We start from the raw sequence: 12,831 nt of genomic DNA on the forward strand, positions 1-12,831 counted from the left end.
TATACTTAAAGTTATAATTGCTATAGTTAAGAGCGATCGCTAGAAAATTGACTTAAAGTATTTATTTAGTTAGACTTAGTGATTTCACACAATTAACTAGTTGTTTGTTCATAGATAGGGGAATTTCAATCCAGAACTCAGTTCCTTGCCCAGGTTCTGACACACATCGTAGCGTTCCCCCATGTTTTTCAACTACAATCTGATAGCTAATTGATAAACCTAATCCTGTACCCTTACCTACAGGCTTAGTTGTAAAAAATGGATCGAATAGTTTTTCCTTAACTGCTTCGGTTATTCCTGAACCATTATCAGCAATTCGGATCACACAGTTTGTTTCGATGATTTCTGTAGTAATTGTAATTGTATTAGGATTTGCATGAATTTCTGCGATCGCGCGTTTACTATCATAGTTATCGAGCGCATCGATTGCATTACTGATAATATTCATGAATACTTGATTGAGTTGACCAGCGTAGCAATCTACCAAAGGCAAATCTCCATAATTTTTCACTACTCTGATTCCAGGACGATCGACACTATTCTTGAAGCGACTTTGTAAAATCAGTAAAGTACTATCCAGTCCCTGGTGAATATCAACTCTTTTCTTCTCTGCTTCATCAAGACGAGAGAAATTCCGCAGGGACAAGACAATTTCAGAGATCCGTTCGGCTCCTACTTCCATCGAATTTAGGATTTTTGGCAAATCATCTAGTAAAAAATCTAACTCAATTTCCTTAATGCATTCTTGAATTTCTGGTACAGGATTGGTATAAACTTGCTGGTAAATATGCACAAGTTTTAGTAAACACTGTGTATAATCCTTTGTATATTTCAAATTACCGTAAATAAAGTTAACAGGGTTGTTAATTTCGTGAGCAACTCCTGCAACTAACTGCCCCAGACTGGACATTTTCTCAGCTTGGACTAATTGAGCTTGAGTTTGCTGTAGCTCTCGGAGGGATTTTTCCAATTTTTTAGACTGAGCCTCAGCAATTTCTGCTAAATTCTCCTTGATTTGTAGCGCACTCCGTAGTTGTGCCCTTTGCTGTTTCAGTTCACTTGTTAACTTTTTGGCATCAGTTAAAGCAGTATTCTGAGCTTGTAGCAGAAACAGGAAATCAACAATAGGATCGTGAATTGCAAAGTCTTTGAGTTTAATACCCAGAGGAACCAGACTAGTTGTATCTGTAATCCAGGGAGAACCTAAAAAAAATATCACCTCCTCCTCTGGTTGATACATCATCTGACCCTTGAGATGCATTCCATTGTGGAGAAGCTCTAATATAAACAGCGCACGAGACTGTTTACTGATAACATCAAAATCGAGTAAAATTTTTGGACGATTGATCTGGAAATGCTGCTCAATCAATTTACCAACCAATGGTTCAGGACAAATGCGCCCGAAAACATCACCAGCTTGTACAATTTCCCGATTACGGTTAATGGCAAAGTGGAAGGGAAAAGCTTTCGCTAGCAACTCTGGCGAAAGTGTAAGGTGAGGAGGAGCCATGCTACTGCACTCAATTTGGTTTATAAATCACTAAAAATTCATCATGTTCGGCACCCTCATCTCGATTTTGGGTTTGGGTAACATGAACTTCTGTATCAAACCTGCTTCCCAATCCCTTGACTAGTCCGAGAATCATTGGCGTTAACCCTTCTCTATCAGAGCGATAATGTAAGCTCAGAGAATTTTCTTCCATGTCAGTACACTCAAATGATGGGGGTTGGAGTTTAGGAAAGCTAACTCCTACACGAGCATGAAGATTATCAAGGTTTTCTAAAAACTCAGGTAGTGTATCTCCACTCATATCCATCATTTCGCCATAGCCTTCTTCAGCTGTGTACTGAACCCAGAACTCCCCAAAGGCTTGCATAATATCTGAAGAAGATAAACCGAGAATGATACTAGCAGCTTTTACCAGTTTGTGGGTGATGTCATCGGGATAGCCTTCCATACTGAGGAAAACATCTACATCCACCTCTGCTTTGTGCTTGATTTTTTTCCAAGTATCTTCGCCAAAGCGACTGCACACCATGTCTTGAATCGCCTTGTTCACTAATCCGTACATGGAAGCCTCCTTTTGATATACCTAATTTTGCTTTGTGAATTTCCCCAAAACTCGACAACTAATTCTTTAAAAGGCTTATTTAAATGAGAAGAGAAAATTTTCTGTAATCAAACCTTGAAATGTTTTATTACAGCTTTAAAAACCGAAAAAATAGGGAAAACTGTTTGTATTTTAATGCTACAAATACTTGTTATTACAACCGTATTTTCACTTATTCGTTTTACCAGCTAGCTTTGAGGATTCGTAGTAAGTAATTTAGTCCTTACTACAAACTTACTCATCTATCAATTTAAACTTGACAGACTAACTACAACGATTCATCAAAAGGCAGCCATGAATCAGGATACAAGCTATATTTAGATATTTGACGCTGAATACCGTTAAAAAATTGGACACGGGCATCCATAGCTTCTGCAATAGCCAGCTTTACCTTAATATCCTCTTCATTCATGGTAATTCGAGGTTCAATCACTGCTGCTAGCTTCGCTGCATGACTATCATCCACATCAATATGGACTTCAAAAAAGATCAGGGATTCTTTGGGTAAAGGAGCCGCGCCAACAATTCCTTTATATAGTTGTGTGTACAGCGAGCTAACAATCCCTTCAGAAGCATAACAGACAGCACCCAGCGCAGCTACATAGCCGTACTTATGTGGCATCTGCAAGTAGGTTTCAATGAGAGCGCGAGTTTCAGGTGCAGTGGGTAGTGATGCCAGAGTTTCGTCGTGGATACCCAGGGCGCGGGTAAATTGACGAAACAATTCTGGGTGAGACTGAGTTGTATCTCCCTGTCCCATTTCGTCAAATAGGTTTTCCAAGATGACTAACTGACTACTTTCATCTTCGCAGCAAGACAAGATGCTAGCTAAGATCCGATTAAATTCTTTAGAGAATTTGTACATCTGGACAGCTAGTACCTGTACGTCTGGTAAAAATAAATTTCCAGCCCGACAGCGCATTAGAAACTCATGATTCCATAGAGGATGATTAACAGTTATTTCTTGGAAAGAATTTCTAACTAAAGAAGATGTTTGTATCATCGTGATATTTGTAGGGCTAGATGAAGGGGTTGGTCAAGTAAAGGGCTAAAAAATGATTCATCTATTGCGATATGTTCTGGAGTCACACGCAATTCCTGTAAGATTGGCATCGTATTGAAGCCAGCTATTTTCAGAGCATTAAAGTAATCCTCAAGAGTTTTGTGAATCAATTGCACATTTAGCCAAGAACCATCTCGTTTCCAAATACGACCAGGAAACTGTTGATCTCGCTTACTGAAGTAGCCTGTACCTTCAACTTGAAAATAAAATGGATATGCTGCCTCCCGCATATATGGAAAAGATGGATGGGGGACGCTGAATACAAATCGACCGCCCGGACGAAGAATGCGTGCGACTTCTGCCATACATTCTTGGGTCTGAGCAATTGTCAAATAGTTAAATAGAAACACTGCAACAACTAAGTCAATTTCGCCATCATCAAACTGCTTGAGATTGGTAGCACATCCTACTTGATAGCTAATACCCAATGCATCTTCTAATTCTTGCAAGTTTGCTGCTGCAATCATGCCTTGGGAAAGGTCTATTCCATGTACCCATGCAGCACCACGTCGGCTTAGTTCTCGACTGCAATAACCTTCTCCACAACCTATATCAAGTACTCGCAGCCCAGCAACAGGCTGACAAAGCTCTAGTACAAAGGGGCGGGCTGTAAAGTCTGATAGTGAAGTAGGTTCTCCTCTAATCCACTCTGATGCTGTGTTATTATATAAGTTTTTAGTTGAGTCTTTGTGATTCACATTTGACATTTTTAAGTATTTATTTATACATAGATTTATGCTTGTCTTAATCAATTTAGTCCGACAAGACTGCAATAGTGGATGTATCTGTTTTAACAATTAACAAGTTGCGTTAATAATGTTGATTTTACTGATTTTATTTTGCTTGTTAATTTTGCTTTTAAAATCTATCTTTATCCATAAAAAATACTACTATTATTCTTATCTTGTTAGCTTCTTCAAATATAAACAGCTAAACTTAGATTTAACTTTATGAACTTGCGTTGTTACTTAGTTAACAGCAACTTTATATATAAATAGTTCGACTTTTAAACTCCAACTTTATCTATACTTTACTAATAAAGTTAGAATTGACTCTTTTAATCAAGCGAAGTAAGAGAAATAAAACAGTATATTTTACGAAGTATAAAGAGAATAACCTTGTTAATTTGTAATAGCCAGATTCGTTTTGAAAACGGAATGGCTTTGGATGTATGAGTTATTTAGCCGATTTAGAATAACGTTGGAAAAAATGATGTTAGAAGAACTATTAGCAGAATCACCAGTGCGCGATCGCTTACAATATGAACGTGCGACCGCATTTTCTCAGCTTGGCGATCGCCTCTTTGATGAGCTTGCTGATAAAATTGCTACAAGGCGACAGTACCGACTACTGTTTGAACACACATTAAAGCCTGAGTTATTCCAACAAATCCGAATTGCTGCTGCGGGTTATATTTCAGCTTGTCTGAATAGTCCCATCATTCTTTCGGAAGCTGAAATGCTTGAACGACTATTAGAAGCAAGAAGTACTTTGCCGAACTACACCGGCACTGGTCTTTTGATGCCCAAGCGAGAATACATTTTGGCATTTAACCTCTTTCAAAAAAGTGTCGCCGAGGCTTTCTACCAACTAGGAGCAAATGACCTGATTGATGCAGTGGATTTACCAGTCAATCTCCGCATGGTCTATGGCAAGACTGATGCCAAGAAGTTGGGTTTGCCCTTCGCTAGCTCAAAATGCCATAGTGATGTTTGGGCTGGTGTTGCTGCTGATGCGACTGTAGTGGTTCTGCCACTATTTGGTGACATCGATAATATCACAATCGAAGCGGGTGAAATGCCCCGTGAAATGGAATTACAGTCTATGCATGTGATGTCAGACTTCGCTGAAGGTCGGGATATTCCGATGGTTGTCTCCTACACAGAAGCACAACTACAACACGGCACAATGTACTTTAATGATGCGCGTGGATTGCATCAAACAGTAAGAAGGAAAACTGAAGGTCTGAGAATTTCAGTAGATTTCCGGTTCCGCAGGAAATTTAATGAAGCTTACCGGGCAATGGTCGCACCTAATATTGGTGGTATTGAAGAAGATATGAGCGTGCCTTATGAAGACTGGCTGAAGGTTGGGAAAGAAACGCTAATTGTGTTTGATGAAACTGTTGAACAGGCTAAGAATAGACAGAATGCTGACGCTCCAGTTCCACTTTATACTCGCGGGTATCGCCTTTTAAATATGTTTAACTTTTGATTTGCAAAAATCTAAGCCATAAAAAAGAGGTCTTTCTCGACCTCTTACCAATTTCCTAAAATAATGTTCTATTTACAGAATTACAACAAACCAGTATTAGCACCTTGCTTACCAGTTGCCAGTTCTACCTTGATGATTGTTCCACCTGCTTTTTGAATGCGTTGCTGTTCGCGGAACCAGTTTTCATAAGGAACTAGCTTAGTGAAGTAAGTATTTTGCAGTTCGCGTTGGGTACGAATTCGGGTTTGGCTGGGAACTAGAGCAGTAATTTTAAACAAACGGGACATATTTTGAAAATCTCCTGTATACCTTGTGAAAACTTTTTTATCTCAAAATCTTGAGTGCAAATCTTTTAATCATTCAAAGGCTGGAAATCAAACATCAATACTAGACCACCAACACTCATCACTGATAATTTACCAAGATAAGCAATACAACGTTCTAGCACTCACGGCTGATTTCCAGACCTTAATAAAGCCGCACCTAAATTCTTAAGCGCAAACTAGTTCTTAGCTTAAGCCAGAGGAGATATAGTCTAAGTAAACGCCCATTTCCTTACCAGCATCAGAACCTACCAAACTGGCGGTTACTTCTTTGATTGCTTGGATAGCTTGCACGGTAGCACCAACGGGAACGCCCAAGGAGTTGTAGGTTTCCTTCAAGCCATTGAGTACGCGCTCATCTAGGATGGAAGGATCGCCAGCTAACATAGCGTAGGTAGCATAGCGGAGGTAGTAATCCAAATCGCGGATGCAAGCAGCATAGCGGCGAGTGGTGTACATGTTGCCGCCTGGACGGGTGATGTCAGAGTATAGCAAAGATTTTGCTACAGCTTCTTTAACGATCGCAGCAGCGTTAGCGCTGATGGTGCTAGCAGCACGTACCCGTAGTTCGCCAGTAGCGAAGTAGCCTTTTAGCTTTTCTAAAGCAGAAGAGTCAAGGTATTTACCTTGAACGTCTGCGGAGTTAATGACAGCGGTAATTGCGTCTTGAGCCATGTTGTTAATTCCTTATTTCCAACCGTATTGCAATACTTCTGTTTAAGTAGGTAAACAGCTTTACCCTATCCTAGAAGGGCACCAACTAGGTAGTCGAAGTAGCCAGCAGCTTCACTAGCGTCATCACCAGAGAGCAATGATGAAGATCCATTCTTCAGCCCACGGATACCTTCAGCAACACCATCGATAGGAGTTCCCAAGGACTTGTACAGTTCACGGGCACCAATAACACCAATTTCTTCGATGGGGGTGACATCACCAGCAACGATACCGTAGGTAACGAGGCGGAGGTAATAATCTAGGTCACGCAGACAAGTAGCAGTCAATTCTTGACCGTAAGCGTTACCACCAGGAGACACAACATCAGGACGCTTTTGGAACAGTTGATCGCCAGCTTGCTTAACGAGCCGTTCACGATTTTCTGACAAAACTTGAGCAATCCGCACACGGCGCTCACCACTTGCAACAAAGGACTTGATCCGATCTAACTCACCAGGGCTGAGGTAGCGGGCTTCTGCATCAGCATTCACGATAGCTTTCGTGACAATACTCATTAATGGATTCCTCCAATACGAATGAAACCAGGATTTGATTAAACTGGTGCGACTTTGAGTTTGGTTTACTGAGTTTGTTTTATCGTCTTTTTAAATACAACAGTTTCACAACTGCTACGGCTAAAAAATTACGAGTTTGCTTGAGTCAACATAAGTACACAAGCTTTCAAACTCAGCTACCTTCCGCAAAACATTTTCCGGCATTCTGTTGAGCATTTATGACTGCTCTTAATACTTTGTAATATTGCTTTTCAGAATTTACTGTTTTAACTGCAATCTGAGAGCGGTATTACGAAAGGTTAAGAAGGGGACAGGGGAAAGGTTACAGGACATTAGGAGTGCTGAGTTAGGAGTTAGGAGTTAGGAGTTAAGAGTTTTGTTTATCTCCTTGTCCCCTTGCCTCCCCTGCCTCCCCCGCTCCCTGCTCCCTGCCCCTACCCCCTACTCCTTAATCAACCGCTACACTGCCGAGGTAGTTACCTACTGGCAAAGATGGGAAGCGGTTGTAGGGTACAACATCTTCACCAAAGTAGCGGCTATATTCTGGACTTTCGACTATTGCTTTTACGGCAGATGACAAACCACTATCGGCTAGCAGCTTGTTGTATTGGCCAATTTCTTCCTGAGTTGCGGGTGTACGCCCCAACAGATGACGGAAGAGGAACTCAATGACCTTGGCATGAGGATAAGGTGATAAGAAGCGCTGGCGATAGATTTGGGAACTAGCTAGTTCACGCACAAACTCCCGGACGGAAATTTCACCATTTTGGAGTTTGCTATCTAGGTCAGTGCTACGGAAATTATCAGGCACTTCACCGCTAAATACATCCAATACTTGACGATAAATGGCGTTGATTGCCTGTTGTTTTTCGTCTTGGTTGGTGTTTTCTGTTAGACGGTAAATGCGTGCATGTTTACGCACAGCCATTTCCACGGTTTGTCCGCTAGCATCGTTGTAGGAACGACCTAGTTCAGCAAAGGATGGCTTACCATTTGTTTTGGCTGCGATATCTGCGATCGCTTGTACCAAGAGCGGTGTATCGTTACTAACTCCGACACGGGCTTGTACTGGCTTAAAGCTGGGTACAACCACGTCATCGTTTTGCTTGGTCAGCTGGTTGTAAAGCTTCTCAGTATTTGGGAAGTTTGCCGCCGGCAGGGTCGGGAAACGACGGTAAGGAACCGTATCTTCACCAAACACCTGGTTATATTCCACACTATCTACCAAAGCACCAATAAAGGCACGAATACCTTGAGTAGCCAAAATCTGGTTATACTTGCGGATTTCTGCTTGGTCTAGTGGCGCACGTCCCAAGAAGTGTTTGGTTCCCAACTCAATCACTTTAGTGTTGGGGTAAGGTGTGTAGAACTCTTTCAGGTAGAGGTTAGAGTAACCCAAACCTTCAATAAATTCCTTCACACTAATTTCGCCATTCCCCAGCTTGCTTTCCCATTTAGTAAATTCGTTTTTGGCAATGTAGGGTGCAATATCCCGCTCAAATATCTGACGATACGCAGCGCTAATCAAAGTTTTGACTGCAACTTTGTCACTGGTATTGGCCACCAGTTTGAAGATTTTAGTCTGTTCGCGTTGCTTGCTGACACCTTGGTTAATGCGGAACTGAATATCTGGTTCTGACCGTTGTTCTGTGACTGTACCCAATGTCACAAAGCTTGGTGTTACTTCCTTCTGGACTTTTGCGGCAATATCTTCACGAATGCTACCAACGCGCAATTGTCGCCCTGATACACCACCAGGAGTCAGATACCGTTCGTAAGGAATTGTATCTTCACCAAATGCTTCGTTGTATTCTACGCTGTTAATAATGGCATCAACTACCGCGTAAAAGCCCTGTTTGGCAGCGAGATCAAAGTATTTGTTGATTTCTTGACGGCCATAAGTCGGACGACCCAACAAGCGGCGGTGAATATACTCGATCGCTTTACAAACATAGAGCGATGACCAGTACAGATTGCGGAATACATCCGACTTAGCCAAAGCACGGATAAACTCGCGTACAGAGATATCGCCGTTTTCCAGCTTGATTTCCAATACCTTCGGGCGCTGACCTTCGTAAAGATCGCGACCGAAAACTTGCAGGTAAGCAGCTTTAATTAGAGCTTGCGTGGAGCTTTCGGAGAATCTGACGCTAGAATTTTTGGCAGCCTTTTTACCTCTAGTACCAGGCAGCTGATCTAGCTTGAACACCTTGGGGCCAAGGGTACCAGGAGCTTCACCCCGCGCTCTGGGATTACTATTTTGGTTATTAATCCCTGCCCCTTGGTGAATCAGGATGCGTTTGGTATCCTTACTAAAAGGAGCCGGACTGGTACTGGGATTGCGAGTTTCTTTCGGGAAAATCGCCCCAAACTGAATTTCTAAGGGGTCATTACCAGAACCGTAGGGATGTTGATCTGGTAGCGGTTGTTCGTAAGCCGCAAATGTGGTAATGAACTGAGGTATCTTGCGGAAAGGCGCACTGTAGTTAAACAGGTCTTGCTGCGGCCCCCAGTTGCGACATTCTTGTGCTTCTTGACCTAGACCCCGCAGATAAGGTACTGTTTCTTCACCAAAATAGTCGCTGTATTCAGCAGAATCTACTAAGGCATCTACTAAAGCTGGTAGACCACCGTTAGAAATAATCGAGAAGTATTTTTGTACTTCTTCGCGGCTACTTGGCCCCCGTCCTAGAATGTGACGGAAAGCTAGCTCGATGACTCGGCTGTTAATAAAAGGCTGGTAAAACTGTTTTTGGTAAAGGGGAGATTTAGTTAAACGACGGACAAACTCTTTCACAGAGATGTCGCCATTCTTCACCTTGGATTCCAGGTCAGATATGGATAAGCTATAAGCACGGGTAATGTCGCGCTCAAAGATTTGCCGATATGCAGCCTTGATTACCTCATTTTTTTCGCTAGCTGATAACCCAGTCTTCATCACAAACTTGGGACGACGTTCTGCGGCATTAAAGTAAATTTGCGGCAGTTGCAACCCTTGCTGGTCACTAGAAGGGCGTTGGCGGACTTTGTTTGAAGGTGTGGCTGCTTTGAATTCTGTTAACAAAACATCCATGTACTGAGACACAATTTCTGTAGCCTCAGCATCCTTGCGGAAAAATGAAAGTGACCCGGCTTTGATTTCCTGCAAAGCTACTAGCGTTGCTTCACCAGAGCAGGCGTTTTCAATGATTTCCCGCAAACCCCGTGTATTCACCGCTATGATGTTGGGGTCGCCAGCAACGATCGCATAAGTAGCGTAGCGCAAGAACCAGGATAAATCCCGCAAGCTCTTGGCCATGTTGCTTGGGCCATAACGAGCAATGTTAATTGGTCTGAAACCTGCGGGTGTCGGGCCGCTGGGGGATGAGTTAAAAATTGAGCGTAAATTTTCTAGGAACCCACCACGACTTTCAACGTAGGTTACAGTTCCTAGTTGCATCCCTTGTTGAACGTTAGCACCACCACCAGCAGTTACTAGTTCTGCTTCTCTGGGCTTTTCTAAAAAAGCCATTGGCGAACCACCAACAAAAATCCGGTTGGCAGCCCGAGATACGATAATCTCAGCATTGTCTGTCAGCGTCTGAGAAATTTCTAGACGCTTTGCACCAGAGGCAAAATAGCTTGCCAGTTCATTTAATTCACCATTTCCCAAGAAGCGGTCTTGCTGCTCTGCTTGGATAATTGTGGATACAGTTAGGGTTTGATATAGTTGCGGACGCGCAACCGAGCTTCCACCACTCGCCTTAACACTCATCGGATTTGTAAAACTCCCATCATAAGCGTTTATGTGTTAAGTCTGGATCGTTTTGAGGCTTGACACATCGCTGCGTCTATGCTTTATGAGCTTGAGAGTGTTGCCTACAAAACTGCCAGTTAATTAACCTAGTTAGCTTTTAGATTAGAACGTTTTGCGTTCTCAAGGCGGATTTATTAAGAAGTATGTAGAACCTGTATCTTAAATGTCTCCTGTCTTAAGAGTGCATACTCCAGTTTGTCTGAGATTAAGTCTAAGTTTTGTAACTAAGTAGTAGGTTGGGAACTGTCTACTGAATTTCTTTTTCATTTAAACGCATAGGCGCTTCTCTACGAGACGCTACGCGAACGCCTTCCCGTAGGGTAGGGGCGCAGAGGTAAGCGCAGAGGCACGCAGAGAATTAGCTACGAAATTAATAAATGTTGTACTTAGTCACTGGACAGTGGTTATTAGTCGATGTTAAGTTGTTTTTGCTACTAAATAACTCTTATTTCCAACTGACACGACAGGAGAAGTAATTCTTAATTTGTGGTGGTTTAATCTGTAAATATCAGCATTTAGATATAGGGTAAATACTATGCACAAGAGTTCTAAATTTAACTATTTATTCAATGTTACTTTGTCTGCGATCGCAATTATTTTAGCTGTTACTCCGGCAAATGCGCTTCCAGAACAAAACATCAGCACCGTTGTGAAGTGGGCAAAGACTAGACCTCAACTACCAACTCTGAGATACAACAGCGAAGCCCACGGCTACGAGGGTACAAAGGGAAATTTATACTTTTATGCTGATGTCACTTCTCAAAATGGGACAGTGACTAAAGAAGGCATAACTGTGAGTGGTGACTTAAGCATCAAATTCACCACAAAAAATGTCAAAGCGGTGAAACTGTTACAAAATATTTATAATTCTAATATTGCTAATGACTTCCAGAAGTCTAGGTATATCACCAAAGTTGGACGTGACCAGTTTTATCGTGGGCAAAAGTTTGCTTACATCACGGCGGCGGTGCAAGGTGGGTCATCATTGCAGATAATTCCCTTGAATAAGTTGCAAGAGTTTATAGATAATGCCAAATATTGCCAAACCAATCAATGCGACGTTTAATTAGGGATTTCCAAGAAATAAACTAGCCACAGAGACGCAGAGAACACAGAGAGAGGAGAAATAAAGAGGATTTTTGTGTCAGTTTTGGGATATTTTTTATTTGGAAGTCTCTTTAGTCTGTAGCCTGTAATTTACATAAGCATTATCAGTAAACAAAGGCACACAATCACTAACATTGTAGGCGGCGGACAGTTCAACATCTGACTCAAAACCTTTTTCAATCAACTCTTTACCAGAACTGCATTTTTTCAAGTACCCTAGTAAATCCTGCTGGAAAGCCTGAAATGTTGTCACAGCGACTTCGGCTTCTGGTGATAGACTGCCATCTAAATAACTGAGAATTGCCCCAGCACCAATTAAATCTTCAAATGCAGGGCGTAAACTACCATCTTCTTTCCACCTTTCACCGGCAGGAATCACAGCAATTTTACTACCATACTTTTGAGCAAACTGCGCCACAGCTTGGCAATTTCGCAAGCAGCCAGCCAAAGTTGGTGTATTCCCTGTATGTAAAGTCAGAAAAGAACCATTAGGTGAAGGTAAAACTAGTCTAGTTCCAGCAGGAATCTGAGCCACCGATTTGGGCGAGAGAGAATATCCTGTTATAGTCCAACGTTGTCGATGACTTGCCAACTCTGCTCGCACTGATTTGGCATAATCTATGACAGATTCATCTCTCATGGCGTAGGGAAAAATTATCGCGCCGTTGTTGGTGGCAATTTCTACGCAGGTAGAAAAAGAGAGAACGTCAACTATTACAATTACATCACTGATGGGAGCGAGTTGAGCAACTCCTTGTTGTCCCCACTCACAGCGTAAATTAAACTCTGATTGATTGTAAATCATTGGTGCGATCGCAAAAGACAATATGAGGTTCTACCGATCCCCTTATGAGAAAAAACTATTTTAACTGAAAAAAAGAGCTAAAAATCAACAATAATGTATAGCTACAACTTAAGCATGACAAAGGGTTAGAGACTTTAGATTTTGTTGACAAACAACGAGGATATACTAAAAGATTTGCTATAG

Annotated in this window: 10 protein-coding genes and 1 pseudogene; 2 read left to right on the forward strand and 9 right to left on the reverse strand. The window is 41.9% G+C overall.

From position 1 onward, the window contains the following. Positions 1 to 61: 61 nt before the first annotated feature. The 4 genes from HWQ37_RS11145 to HWQ37_RS11160 form a co-directional block, all read right to left on the reverse strand. Positions 62 to 1,510, reverse strand: coding sequence for an ATP-binding protein (locus HWQ37_RS11145; protein ID WP_292746965.1), 1,449 nt, complete (start codon positions 1,508 to 1,510; stop codon positions 62 to 64). A gap of 10 nt (positions 1,511 to 1,520) precedes the next feature. Further along, positions 1,521 to 2,072, reverse strand: coding sequence for a heme NO-binding domain-containing protein (locus HWQ37_RS11150; protein WP_292746968.1), 552 nt, complete (start codon positions 2,070 to 2,072; stop codon positions 1,521 to 1,523). A 307-nt stretch (positions 2,073 to 2,379) separates the two neighbouring features. Then, entirely contained in the window at positions 2,380 to 3,114 is a 735-nt protein-coding gene (locus tag HWQ37_RS11155; RefSeq protein WP_292746971.1) for a TenA family transcriptional regulator, read from the reverse strand. After that, positions 3,111 to 3,881, reverse strand: coding sequence for a class I SAM-dependent methyltransferase (locus HWQ37_RS11160; RefSeq protein WP_292746973.1), 771 nt, complete (start codon positions 3,879 to 3,881; stop codon positions 3,111 to 3,113). The genes HWQ37_RS11155 and HWQ37_RS11160 overlap by 4 nt, the downstream gene beginning before the upstream one ends. A gap of 502 nt (positions 3,882 to 4,383) precedes the next feature. Here HWQ37_RS11160 and HWQ37_RS11165 point away from each other — a divergent pair. After that, positions 4,384 to 5,388: a hypothetical protein gene (locus tag HWQ37_RS11165; protein WP_292746975.1), complete on the forward strand. Its 1,005-nt coding sequence runs from the start codon at positions 4,384 to 4,386 to the stop codon at positions 5,386 to 5,388. 80 nt (positions 5,389 to 5,468) lie between these two features. On the opposite strand, the gene HWQ37_RS11170 is transcribed toward HWQ37_RS11165, so the two are convergent. From HWQ37_RS11170 to HWQ37_RS11185, 4 genes and pseudogenes are all read right to left on the reverse strand, one after another. Further along, positions 5,469 to 5,675, reverse strand: coding sequence for a phycobilisome linker polypeptide (locus HWQ37_RS11170; RefSeq protein WP_292746978.1), 207 nt, complete (start codon positions 5,673 to 5,675; stop codon positions 5,469 to 5,471). 222 nt (positions 5,676 to 5,897) lie between these two features. Further along, positions 5,898 to 6,386, reverse strand: a complete 489-nt coding sequence (gene apcB, locus HWQ37_RS11175) for an allophycocyanin subunit beta (protein WP_069068902.1) — start codon at positions 6,384 to 6,386, stop codon at positions 5,898 to 5,900. Between the two features lie 65 nt (positions 6,387 to 6,451). Further along, a complete protein-coding gene (gene apcA / locus HWQ37_RS11180) occupies positions 6,452 to 6,940 on the reverse strand; it encodes an allophycocyanin subunit alpha (RefSeq protein WP_292746981.1) in 489 nt (162 codons plus the stop codon). Positions 6,941 to 7,400: 460 nt separating this feature from the next. Continuing rightward, positions 7,401 to 10,694, reverse strand: a pseudogene (locus HWQ37_RS11185) (phycobilisome rod-core linker polypeptide); the annotation flags it as partial. Positions 10,695 to 11,271: 577 nt separating this feature from the next. On the opposite strand from HWQ37_RS11185, the gene HWQ37_RS11190 reads away from it, so the two are divergent. Beyond that, complete coding sequence (locus tag HWQ37_RS11190; RefSeq protein WP_292746984.1) at positions 11,272 to 11,802, forward strand: hypothetical protein; 531 nt, start codon at positions 11,272 to 11,274, stop codon at positions 11,800 to 11,802. Positions 11,803 to 11,898: 96 nt separating this feature from the next. Here the strand turns inward: HWQ37_RS11190 and HWQ37_RS11195 are convergent, their stop codons facing one another. Next, positions 11,899 to 12,648 carry a 2-phosphosulfolactate phosphatase gene (locus HWQ37_RS11195; RefSeq protein WP_292746987.1) on the reverse strand — a complete coding sequence of 250 codons (750 nt, stop codon included), beginning with the start codon at positions 12,646 to 12,648 and terminating at the stop codon, positions 11,899 to 11,901. Positions 12,649 to 12,831 lie beyond the last annotated feature (183 nt).

The sequence above is a fragment of the Nostoc sp. NMS4 genome (assembly GCF_017115095.1).
Taxonomy (GTDB): Bacteria; Cyanobacteriota; Cyanobacteriia; order Cyanobacteriales; family Nostocaceae; genus Nostoc.

Coding starts and splice junctions, on each gene's coding strand:
- HWQ37_RS11145 (WP_292746965.1), bottom strand. CDS start 1,510: ATGGCTCCTCCTCACCTTACACTTTCGCCAGAGTTGCTAGCGAAAGCT.
- HWQ37_RS11150 (WP_292746968.1), bottom strand. CDS start 2,072: ATGTACGGATTAGTGAACAAGGCGATTCAAGACATGGTGTGCAGTCGC.
- HWQ37_RS11155 (WP_292746971.1), bottom strand. CDS start 3,114: ATGATACAAACATCTTCTTTAGTTAGAAATTCTTTCCAAGAAATAACT.
- HWQ37_RS11160 (WP_292746973.1), bottom strand. CDS start 3,881: ATGTCAAATGTGAATCACAAAGACTCAACTAAAAACTTATATAATAAC.
- HWQ37_RS11165 (WP_292746975.1), top strand. CDS start 4,384: ATGATGTTAGAAGAACTATTAGCAGAATCACCAGTGCGCGATCGCTTA.
- HWQ37_RS11170 (WP_292746978.1), bottom strand. CDS start 5,675: ATGTCCCGTTTGTTTAAAATTACTGCTCTAGTTCCCAGCCAAACCCGA.
- apcB (WP_069068902.1), bottom strand. CDS start 6,386: ATGGCTCAAGACGCAATTACCGCTGTCATTAACTCCGCAGACGTTCAA.
- apcA (WP_292746981.1), bottom strand. CDS start 6,940: ATGAGTATTGTCACGAAAGCTATCGTGAATGCTGATGCAGAAGCCCGC.
- HWQ37_RS11190 (WP_292746984.1), top strand. CDS start 11,272: ATGCACAAGAGTTCTAAATTTAACTATTTATTCAATGTTACTTTGTCT.
- HWQ37_RS11195 (WP_292746987.1), bottom strand. CDS start 12,648: ATGATTTACAATCAATCAGAGTTTAATTTACGCTGTGAGTGGGGACAA.